Origin of the sequence: Lachnoclostridium sp. (genome assembly GCF_031997925.1) — a bacterium.
Lineage (GTDB): Bacteria > Bacillota > Clostridia > Lachnospirales > Lachnospiraceae > Lachnoclostridium.
In genome coordinates this window covers 30,933-42,126 of record NZ_DAMADT010000039.1, presented here as the reverse complement: position 1 = coordinate 42,126, position 11,194 = coordinate 30,933, and the positions used below count along the sequence as shown (strand labels likewise).

The 11,194-nt window shown below is 31.3% G+C and carries 8 protein-coding genes and 1 pseudogene; all 9 read left to right on the top strand.

Features of this window, described 5'->3' with window-relative positions; genetic code table 11:
* Nucleotides 1-314 precede the first annotated feature (314 nt).
* A complete protein-coding gene (locus RTP52_RS18190; RefSeq protein WP_312372798.1) occupies nt 315-1,928 on the top strand; it encodes a response regulator in 1,614 nt (537 codons plus the stop codon).
* Between the two features lie 19 nt (nt 1,929-1,947).
* Nucleotides 1,948-3,771, top strand: coding sequence for a sensor histidine kinase (locus RTP52_RS18185; RefSeq protein ID WP_312372797.1), 1,824 nt, complete (start codon nt 1,948-1,950; stop codon nt 3,769-3,771).
* A gap of 281 nt (nt 3,772-4,052) precedes the next feature.
* Nucleotides 4,053-4,991, top strand: a complete 939-nt coding sequence (locus tag RTP52_RS18180; protein ID WP_312372796.1) for an ABC transporter permease — start codon at nt 4,053-4,055, stop codon at nt 4,989-4,991.
* A 23-nt stretch (nt 4,992-5,014) separates the two neighbouring features.
* Entirely contained in the window at nt 5,015-5,899 is an 885-nt protein-coding gene (locus RTP52_RS18175) for a carbohydrate ABC transporter permease (RefSeq protein ID WP_312372795.1), read from the top strand.
* Between the two features lie 95 nt (nt 5,900-5,994).
* Nucleotides 5,995-7,770: an extracellular solute-binding protein gene (locus tag RTP52_RS18170; RefSeq protein ID WP_312372793.1), complete on the top strand. Its 1,776-nt coding sequence runs from the start codon at nt 5,995-5,997 to the stop codon at nt 7,768-7,770.
* 89 nt (nt 7,771-7,859) lie between these two features.
* Nucleotides 7,860-8,066 carry a hypothetical protein gene (locus RTP52_RS18165; protein WP_312372801.1) on the top strand — a complete coding sequence of 69 codons (207 nt, stop codon included), beginning with the start codon at nt 7,860-7,862 and terminating at the stop codon, nt 8,064-8,066.
* 50 nt (nt 8,067-8,116) lie between these two features.
* Nucleotides 8,117-8,425 (top strand): hypothetical protein, encoded by a 309-nt coding sequence (locus tag RTP52_RS18160; RefSeq protein ID WP_331661866.1) that lies wholly within the window; start codon nt 8,117-8,119, stop codon nt 8,423-8,425.
* Nucleotides 8,426-8,444: 19 nt separating this feature from the next.
* The gene (locus RTP52_RS18155) at nt 8,445-10,769 is read left to right on the top strand and encodes an alpha-L-rhamnosidase-related protein (RefSeq protein ID WP_312372790.1); all 2,325 of its coding nucleotides are present in this window, start codon (nt 8,445-8,447) and stop codon (nt 10,767-10,769) included.
* Nucleotides 10,770-10,900: 131 nt separating this feature from the next.
* Nucleotides 10,901-11,194 (top strand): annotated as a pseudogene (locus RTP52_RS18150) (alpha-mannosidase); the annotation flags it as partial.

Here is an 11,194-nt window from a genome sequence, read left to right as displayed (position 1 = left end):
GTAAAGACAGAGAAAAAACAAGTTGCATTATCCTTTGATGCAGCCTGGGGGAATGGTAAGTTAGGCTAAAATATAATGAAAAAATCTGCGTGTCAATATTAGAAATCTTCTAGATCAAAAAAACTAGAAGATTTTATTTTAGATGAATTAAATAAGATGAACTGACTATAATGAATATCGACATAGTGGCATTAACTTCCGTAACGAATAAAAGGTAAACCACAGTATTTAGTTTATGAATCACAGAAATAGATTTAAGCAAATATACAAATGATAAGAATTATGTTAAGTTAAAAGAAAAAGGGTGAATAATAATGTATAAACTACTCTTAGTTGATGATTTTTATATTGAAAGAGAATTTGTTAAAGAAGTTATTATTAAATCTAATTTAGAAGTTAGTATAATTGGTGAATGTGAAAATGGAAAAGAAGCATTGCAGTATATTCAAGACCATAAGCCAGACTTTGTTTTAACTGATATTGAAATGCCCTTAATGAATGGTCTAGAGTTGGGGAAAATACTTAGCAATCAATACGATGATATTAAAATTATATTAATGAGTAATTACAATAAATTCGATTATGCAAAGCGTGCTATTGATATTGATGCCTATGCTTATATTCTAAAACCAGTAGAAGAGCAGGAAGTATTACAAGTAATCAGAAAAGTAATAGATGAAAAAAAATGTGAACAAGAAAAACATAAGCAGGAAATAGAACTGCTCGAGTTAGTTAGGTTAAGCAAACCATTTTTAACTGATAAATTTAAGAAAGATTTATTTTATGGGAAGTATCATAATAAGAGACAAATGTTAGAGAGAATGGAGTACTTTGAACTTACTATATATAAACGTTGTTATCTTATTTTGGCTGTAGAATTTGATGATTACGATAATGTTGTATCTCAAAAGGACTTTGAACAACAAGAAATTTTATGTATGCACTTACAGCAAAGTATTAATCATATTATTAGCAATCAATCTGGAATTATAGACGTGAGAATGGACAGAAATTTCGCACTTCTACTATCATCTGACAATGAGAATGAAGTTAATATTTTAGAAGAAGCTTACTCCATTGGAGACCGAATTATTGAAACGCTGAGTAAGAATAGTATTGGTATATCCATTGGAATTAGCGAAGTTACTTGCGATTTTGAACAAATTGGAGAAACCTTTCAGCATGCGCTAGATGCCCTAAAATATAAATTTAACTTAGGTACAAAGCAGATTATTAATTATGAAGATATAAAAAATATAAAAAAGATTGAATCATTAGAACTTACCGATATCCAAACCAAAATAAATGAGATATTGCTTTCAGGAAATGAAGGCTTAGCAAGTCAATTTGTAATAAAATTGTTTGAAGGATTTGAGGCGTCTGCATCAAAGAGAGTTGTTCGTAATACATGTTTTATGATTATTATGTGTATTCAGAACGCAATCAATGAATTTTCAATAACATTCGAAGATATATTTGGGAAAGAAGAATTGATTTGGGAGAAGCTCATGAAGTTTGAAACTATATATGATGTTAAGATGTGGCTAAGAAATGTTATTTGTTTTACAATAAACTATATAAATAATAAAAAAGAACGTAGAGGGCACCAGCTTACAGATGAAATAGCTTGCTATATTGAAGAACATTATAGGGAACCAATCACTGTAAATTCCATAGCGCAAGCACTATTTTACAATGCAAATTATCTTAACAATTATTATAAAGCAGAAACAGATACAACTATTTTAGATTATCTTACACAAGTAAGAATGAATAAAGCAAAAAAGCTTATTACTCACAAGGATAATTATAGAATACAGGATATTAGTCTAATGGTTGGTTATAAAAATGAAGCATATTTTCGTACATTATTTAAGCGATGGACCGGCTTATCGCCGAAAGAATATAAATTAACAGCATCAAAATAGTTTTTACTGGGAGGAAAGCATGATGCAGTTTGTTAAAATTTTTTATAGAGATTATTCATTAAAGAAGAAACTAATCATTGTTTATACTACCTTTACACTTTTTATTGTTTTATTGGTTGGAATCAGTACTTATAATTTATCTATTAGAAGGCTTGAGAATAATGAAAAAGCTTTTATAACCAATAAACTAGATAGTACGGTTTTTGTTTTAGATAGTATACTAGATTCTTATGTAATTAAAAGTGATACTATTTTTTCTAATATTTTAATTCAACGAGCACTTACAAGAAACTATGAAAAAGAGAATGTTTTACATGTTTTAGATGCATATCAAAATGAAATTTATAAGACAATTGATCCTATTATGGATGATGTCATAGAACGCAAATATTCTAATAACTCTTATGTTCTACTGAACTCAAAAGTAAAAATTTATACAATGAATTCTACATTTCCGATTGATGGAGGTATTGTTAGAGAATATAATAAGATTGCAAATGAAGAGTGGGTAAAATCTACGGAAAAGGAAAATGGTAGAATAAAGTGGCGTGGATTGTTTCAGGATCAGGGAAAGGAATTTATTTCTGTTAATAGAGTACATAAAGATTTCAAATCGTTAAAGCCAATAGGTATTCTATCAATTCTCATACCAAAATCAAAAATTATAGATTTAATTTCTTTAAGTGATAATGAAAAATTAATGGATATTTATTTGTTTGATGATGAAGATAATTTTATTAGTAGTAGAAATAATAATATAAATTTGGAGGATGCTCAAGTTTTATTACCAAGAATAAAAGATAAAGATACAGGTGATTCTATCATAGATTTTGGCGGCGAGAAATATATTGTTGTCAATAATGTTTCTAGAGTGACCGGATGGCATATGATTGGAATCTATCCTTATAGACAAATTACTCAGAGTATGTCCTCTATTAAAGACGCTACCTTATTCATACTAATTATAGCGATTGTGTCATCCATTTTAATAACCATTGTTATGTCTAATGTTATTACAAAACGTTTATCAAAGATTATGAAAAAGATGGCTATTATCAAAGAAGATCGTTATGAAAAACTAGACCCAATTGAGGGGAACGATGAAATTGGTCAATTGGACAATATGTTTAATTCTTTAATTAAAGAAATTAATAACCATGTTGAAACCGAAATGACTCTACAAACAGAAAGTAGTCGATTAAAATTAGAACTATTACAAGCTAACATTAATCCACATATTATTTACAATACATTAGCTACTATTCGTTGGAAAGCAAAAGAAATTGGAGCGAAAGATATTGATAATGTTGTGGAACAACTCACAGGATTTTTTAAATATCATTTGAATAAGGGAATGGTGATTGCAACCATAAAACAAGAACTTGATCTTATTAAATGTTATATTCAAATATATAAGTTCACGTATAACATGGATTTTGAAGAAAACATTGAAATAGAAAATGAAGTTCTAGATTATTACACGCTTCATCTAATTATCCAGCCGATAGTAGAAAATGCATTGGTACATGGATTAAGACCTCTAAAGAAAAAAGGAAAACTTAGCATTAAAGTTAGCAACGATTCCAATGATATTATATTTGTTATAGAGGATAATGGGACTGGCATGACACAGGAAAAAGGATTGGAAGTACTAACAAATGACTATGAATCATTATTAAGTGGATATGGTTTAAAAAATGTGGCTGATCGTATTAAACTTTATTTTGGTACTCAATATGGACTGGGAATTGATACTCAAGTAGATATTGGAACTCGAGTGACAGTAACTATTCCAATTCTAAGTAAGGAAGAACATATTGGAAAAATAGGAGATTTGATTTAGAATAATTAACATGGCTAAGGTTTACAATAATCCTCTTAGGAACGAGTAAGAGAAGTTGCAATGTATTAATATTATAAATAAGTATTAAGAAACTCTATATTATTTAATGAGCAGAATTACATCAACTATGTTTCATTATATGATATTGGAGTTTCTTTTTTTTACTTCAAACGAACAACTGTGGAATGTTAGTGTATATCTGTGAGTTATAGACTTTCATGTTGGTTATTCATATACTATTATATTAGCATAGACAAGAGAGTGAGAGAAGGAATGATAAAATGATAAAAAATACAAATAAAACTAATAATTCTTTAATAACGACGTTATCAAGAATAAGAAGGCAAAAGATGTATTATCTATTCCTATTGCCAGCTGCAATTGCAGTTTTCATATTTAACTACCTACCTATGGTTGGTATTGGAATTGCATTTCAAGACTTTAAAGTTCAAAATGGTTTTTTTGGTAATGAGTTTGTCGGACTAGAGAATTTTGTGAAGTTTGTTAAAGATCCAACTTTCATTCATGCATTTATGAATACAATAAAAATAAGTTTACTTTCAATTGTATTTGTTTTCCCAGCACCAATTATATTATCTTTAATGATAGATAATGTAAAAAACGTAAGGATGAAGAAACTCTTTCAAACAATTACATATTTACCTCATTTTGTATCCTGGATTATCGTTGCAACATTGGTATATAGAATATTAGATCCCTATGGTGGTTTAAATTTAATAATTAAATTCTTTGGGCATGATGAAATTAATTTTATGAGAGAAGGAGCATATTTTAAAACTATCTTAATTTTGTCAAATGTATGGAAAGAAGTTGGGTGGAATTCAATTATTTATTTAGCTGCAATATCTAGTATCAATCCCGAACTTTATCAGGCAGCAATGGTAGATGGAGCGGGGAAATTCAAACAAATTCTTCATATCACGTTACCATGTATTGCACCAACGATAGCTTTGATGTTCATTCTTAATCTAGGAAACCTAGTTCGTGGACAATTTGATTCGGTTTATAATTTAATGAATCCATTAGTGGCAACACAAGCTGAAGTAATTGATACCTATGTTTATAGAACAGGTATTCAGCTTGCAAAATATTCTTATGCAACTGCAGTTGGATTGGCACAATCACTATTTTCAATAGTTTTGGTATTCATTGGTTTTAAGTGGTCAAAAAAGATGAATGGTCATTCAATTATAGATTAACCATGCAGATGAGAGGAAAAAATATGAAATATAAAACAAGTAAAGGTAGTAAAGTTTCTTCGTTTCTTAATTTCTTTTTGTTGGTAATCCTATGTTTTTTAACACTCTATCCATTTTGGTATGTTTTAATGTATTCCCTCAGTGATGGAGTTGCAAGTACTGCAAAAGTTGTTACGTTTTATCCACTTAAACCAACATTAGAAAATTTTCGTGCAGTATTTGCAAATAATGGTATAGTAAAGGCATTTTTTGTATCAGTCGGGAGGACAGTTGTTGGTACTGTACTTCACTTAACAGTAACCTCATTGGCTGCATACTCTTTATCAAAAAGCACTTTAATTGGTAAAAAGAAAATTTTAATATATTTCTTAATTCCCATGTATTTTAGTGGTGGATTACTTCCTTATTATGTTTTAATTACCAAGTTACACCTAATTAACAACTACTTAGTTTATATACTACCAATGTTATTTAGTGGATTTCATATGTTGATTATGAAATCATTCTTTGAAGAAATTCCGAGCGGATTAGAGGAATCAGCCCGCATTGATGGTGCTTCAGATTTTAAGATATTTTGTAAAATTGTAATTCCAAATAGTAAACCTATTATTGCTACTATTGGCTTGTTCATCGGTGTATCACAATGGAATGAATGGTTTGATGCATTCTTGTTTATTAACAAGGGAACGATGTATCCACTTCAAACAATATTACAAAAGCTTATTCTTGAATCACAGACAAATAGTATTTTAGATATTATGAAAAAGATGCAACAAAACACTAGCGTCACATCGGAGGCCTTAAAAATGGCCACAGTGATTGTAGCAACGGTACCAATTGTAATTGTTTATCCATTTTTACAAAAATATTTTGTAAAAGGAATGTTGCTAGGTGCAGTAAAAGAATAATTTGAATGTAGGTTCAATTGGACTTTACATAAGGTGCATATAGGATCCATATGCATCTAAAATTTAGAAACTACTTAATTTAAGGGAGGACAGATATGAAAAAAAGTTTGAGATTTATCAGTGTACTATTAATATTAACCATGATTGTATCGAGTTTAACAGCATGTAGTAAAGACAAGAAAGAGACGAAAGATGATGTGGCCGTTTCCGCAGGACAAAATGGTGAGAGTGCAGCATCTGATACAAAAGAACCTATACAATATAGCGTATTAACTGTTTTCGATGAAACAGCTAGTGCAGATTATGATAATCCAAATGATGTAGTGTCACCTGCAATTAAAGAAAAATTTGGTATTAGCGTATCTGATGTTACTTTCAATGGGGGGATGACACCAATTGAGAGAATTAATATGTTAGTTGCTTCTGATACTGTTCCAGATGTTGTTATTGTTGATAATCCTAATATAGCTGCATTTTACGAAACAGGTGCTTTTGCTGATTTATCAGAATATAAAGATTTAATGAAAAATACAGATAAATATATAAGTGATATAGGTTGGAATAGATTATCTGTTGACGGGAAACTAGTTGCGATACCTGGTGATATGAGTGGTGGTGAAATTGACCTGGAAAATCCTCAATTAGCGGATGTTGTAAATGATCCTTACTATTCAAGACCAGGTAACTGGGCATTACTTGTTAATGAAAGCATTTTAAAACAAGCAGGGTATACAGTCAAAACAGTAAGTGAATTACAATCTGAATTGGATGCTAATTCTAGAAAAATTACAGATGAAGACATACAGATTACTCCGTCAATTAAGACAGTAGCAGATTTAGAAACATTATTAACAAAAGTAAAAGAGCTTAATTTAAAAGTTGATGGAAAACCGGTTATTCCACTATCCCTTCCTGATTGGGGTGGATTTCATATGAGTGTTCTTAGCGCTCCTACTGGTGGATGGTACTGTAATCCAGATACGATGGAAGTAAGTGGATTCCTATTTAATCCTGGTATGAAAGAATTTTATAAAACATGGAAAAATTGGTTTGATAAAGATTTAATTGATAAGGATTATATTATACATAAGGGTGAACAATACCAGGAAAAAGTAGCGTCTGGTAGAGTTGCAGTTGTTTTCCCAGGCGGAATTGATCTTGCTACAGTTAGAGCAAGCCTAAAAGAACAAGGTAGTGATCTAAAAGTTATTCCATGGCCGGAAACATCAGCAAATTCATATGTTGACGCTTCTTTCCCTTGTGGATTTAAGAATATCATGATTAATAAAAATTGCAAAGATATACCAAGATTATTAGAATATTTCGATTGGTTTCAAACAGAGGAAGCAAAGGATTTAATGTCCTGGGGACCTGAAAGTGCTGGACTATGGGAAATAAAAGATGGCGTAAAAGTATTTAAAGATACAGAATTTGCCAATGATGTAATTTCTAACGCAAAGACAGCAGATGGACGTGGGGCAGAATATTACGGTCTTGTTGGTAAAGATTATGCACCACATGCGAAAGCAACCTTATGTGCACCTGCCATATTATTCAATGAGAAATCTGTGGATCGTAGCTATCCATTAAAAATGGATGCTTATACGTCTTCCTATGCTTATGTATCAACAGAGATGCTTAACAGAGACGGTACTGTGTTACCGAGTGCAGGTGAAAAATCGAATACAGCGAGTGGTTATTATTGGAGTGTTATTAAAACAACAAAGATTGCATCCTTATTATCAACAAAATCTGATGAAGAATTCAATAAAGTATGGCAAGAAATTTTAGATGACTTCAAGGCAAATGGTGATTATGATGCTGCAACAGAAGAAATGAGAGCAGTGTTTAAAATATCTTTAGGTAAATAGTTAAAGTATGAATGAGGAAGTATGAATCGTATACTTCCTCATTTTCAGAAAAGTTGATATTACATTAAAAGAGAAAGGGTGTGATTATAATGAATAGTATTAGTTTAGATAACATACAAATTTATGGTGACTTAGCAATGAGAACCTTATTGAATTACTCTAGGTTAGAGAGTGTTTGGTACCGACCTGAAAAAGTTTTTGAAGCAGATCAGGCAAATTGGCCGGGAGACTGGAAAGGAAGGGCGAAAAGAACATACAGTTTTATATTCCCTCTTGGGTACCTGAAAATAGTATAAAGGTCCTTGTGAATGGGAAATGCCAAACCGTTTGTGTAGAAGAAGGTTTTGTGCAGGTAACAGTGCCTGTGGAAGAGGGATTAAAGATAAGTCTTCAATTTCCTATCTCGTTACGAGCTGAAAAGATGCAAAATAAAAATACACCAAGTGAATATAAGAAATATTTTCATGGTGGTTTGTTATTAGGTTATGATAATTCTTCACTTCCTATTTCAATAGATTGTACAGGTAGCTTTCAATATTTGGAGCATGGTAAATATATTTTTAATAATGAAATCGTACTAGAACCCATTCGTCACATTTTTGATGAATTACCTGATATAGCGAAGCAAAATAGAAAGCAGGTACTATTTAAATAATAATAAGGTGGTTAATTGAATGATAAAATTAAATATAGCTCAGCCTATATGGCCAAAAGGTAGAAGCACAGAAAAGAATCTATTAATTGGTTTTGGTGCAGATATAATGAAAGAGGATAGTGCACCAACCATCCTTCATATTACAGCATCTTCAATATACCGTATTTATTTAAATGGTAATTATATTGGATTCGGTCCCGCAAGGAGTGCACATGACTATTATAGAATTGACGAATATAATTTAACAGACAAACTGAATAACTCTCATAATAGATTAGCCATTGAGGTCGTAGGTTATAATGTAAACAGTTATTACACCCTAGATCAGGAATCATTTTTATTAGCAGAAGTTACTTGTGGTAATAAGATATTAAATGCTACGGGGCTTAAAGGGAATGAAGGATTTGAGGCATTAGAACTTCCATATAAGATACAAAAAGTACAAAGATATAGTTTTCAAAGACCCTTTGTAGAGGCGTATCAATATAACAGTAATGATGTTCTATGGAGGACAGGTCAATTCTTTCCCAATCGTATTCTTTCTTGTGAGATATTAGAGGAAAAGAATCTTCTTGAGAGAGGTGTTTCTTACCCTGCTTTAGAAAATACATATCCTAGATATATTATTCAAAAAGAACATATAAGAATCAAAGAAGTTACAAATCTTTGGAAGGATCGTTCCTTGCTTCATATAGGAGAAACTTTAAAAGGATATACAGAAGATGAACTTTCACTGCATCTATCAGATGATATACAAAAGATTGAGACCATAGAGACAGATTCTATTTATACTAAGTACCCTATGGATCAGGGCCTCAATTTGCTAGAAAATACTGCTGTTATGTATGCGTTTGAGAATAACATTACAGGTTTTATAGGTTTAAAAATCAAATGTAGTAACAAAACAAAACTTTATATTGTATTTGATGAAGTGCTTAGCCAAGGAGATATTGACTTTAAAAGACTTGAATGTGTCAACGTAATTCAGTATGGATTAGAAGAGGGAGAATACCAGTTAGAGACAATAGAACCTTACACAATGAAATATATGAAAATCATTGTTGTAGAAGGTGATTGTTTCATTGAGTCAGTATATATACGAGAATTAAAAAATCCAGATACTAATTTAGCATTCTTTCATTGTAATAACGATGCAATCAATCAAATATATCAAGCTGGATTACATACCTTTATGCAAAATGCAGTTGATATATATATGGATTGTCCATCAAGAGAAAGGGCAGGGTGGTTATGTGACAGCTATTTTACATCAAGAGTTGAATATGACCTCACAGGTAATTCAAAGATTGAAAATAATTTTATAGAGAATTATTTGTTACCAGAGACTTTTGACTATCTGCCAAAGGGGATGCTACCTATGTGCTATCCGGCAGATCATTATGATAGTGTATTTATACCCAACTGGTCGCTTTGGTTTGTTCTGGAACTTTATGAATTTTATCAGAGAACGAATGATAAACAAATGGTGGAAAGATCGAAAGTCAGGGTATATCAACTTTTTGAATACTTTCAAAAGTATGAGAATGAATATGGATTATTAGAGCAGTTAGACGGCTGGATCTTTGTGGAGTGGTCAAAATGCAATGACTTTATTCAAGATGTGAATTACCCTACAAACATGCTTTATTCTTACGCCTTGAAAGTAGCTGGTAAATTGTATCAAGATAATGGCCTGATTGAAAAATCAGAAAATATTAAGAAAGTCATATTAGAACAAGGTTTTAATGGGAACTTTTTTATTGACAATGCTATTCGATTGAATGGAAGATTAGAACTAACAAATAACATTACAGAAACGACACAATATTATGCATTTTATTTTGATATAGCAACAATTGAGAAAAACTATGAATTATGGAATATATTATTACAAAATTTTGGACCTTTGAATAAGGTTGGTACATATAGTTATATTCATCCTTCTAATGCTTTTATAGGTAATTATCTAAGACTTGAATTATTATCTAAGTTTTATGAGAGAGATAGAGTAATAAAAGAAATAGAAGGTTATTTCCTAGGTATGGCGGTAAAGGTAGGAACCTTGTGGGAACATAATGAGCCATATGCAAGCTGTAATCATGGATTCGCATCCCATGTAATTCGCTGTATTCACAGAGATGCAGTTGGTATTAGCAGAATTGACAAGATTGGGAAAGTAATTGAAATGCACCCGGTCAATCAGCTATTCACTTCGCTCGATCTGATACTTCCTATAGATGGTGAACAATTAAAGATTCATATATCTTCAGACGAAAAGGGAGTTCACCGTGAGGTCATTGTGCCAAAGGGTTATGAATTATTAGTTAAAAATATAAGTATATAGTCAGGTCGTGATAATACGGCAGAGGGAGGAAGAGTGAAAGATTTTTCAAATCTTTCACTCAGCAAGTTTGTGTCTGCGCTGCGCACACAAACTTAAGATGCGCAAAAAGCAGCGCAGAAATGAGGAAAACGATGAAACAAATACATTTACTGTGTAATGCTCATTTAGACCCTGTTTGGCTTTGGCAGCGGAAAGAAGGAGTCGCTGAAACATTATCAACATTTAGGGTCGCCGCTGCATTTTGTGAAAAATATGATGGTTTTATATTTAATCATAATGAAGCGTTACTATATGAGTGGGTAGAAAAATACGATCCGAAATTATTTAAAAGAATACAAAAACTAGTTGAAGAAAACAAGTGGCATATCATGGGAGGCTGGTATCTGCAACCGGATTGCTTAATGCCAAGTGGTGAATCAATCGTT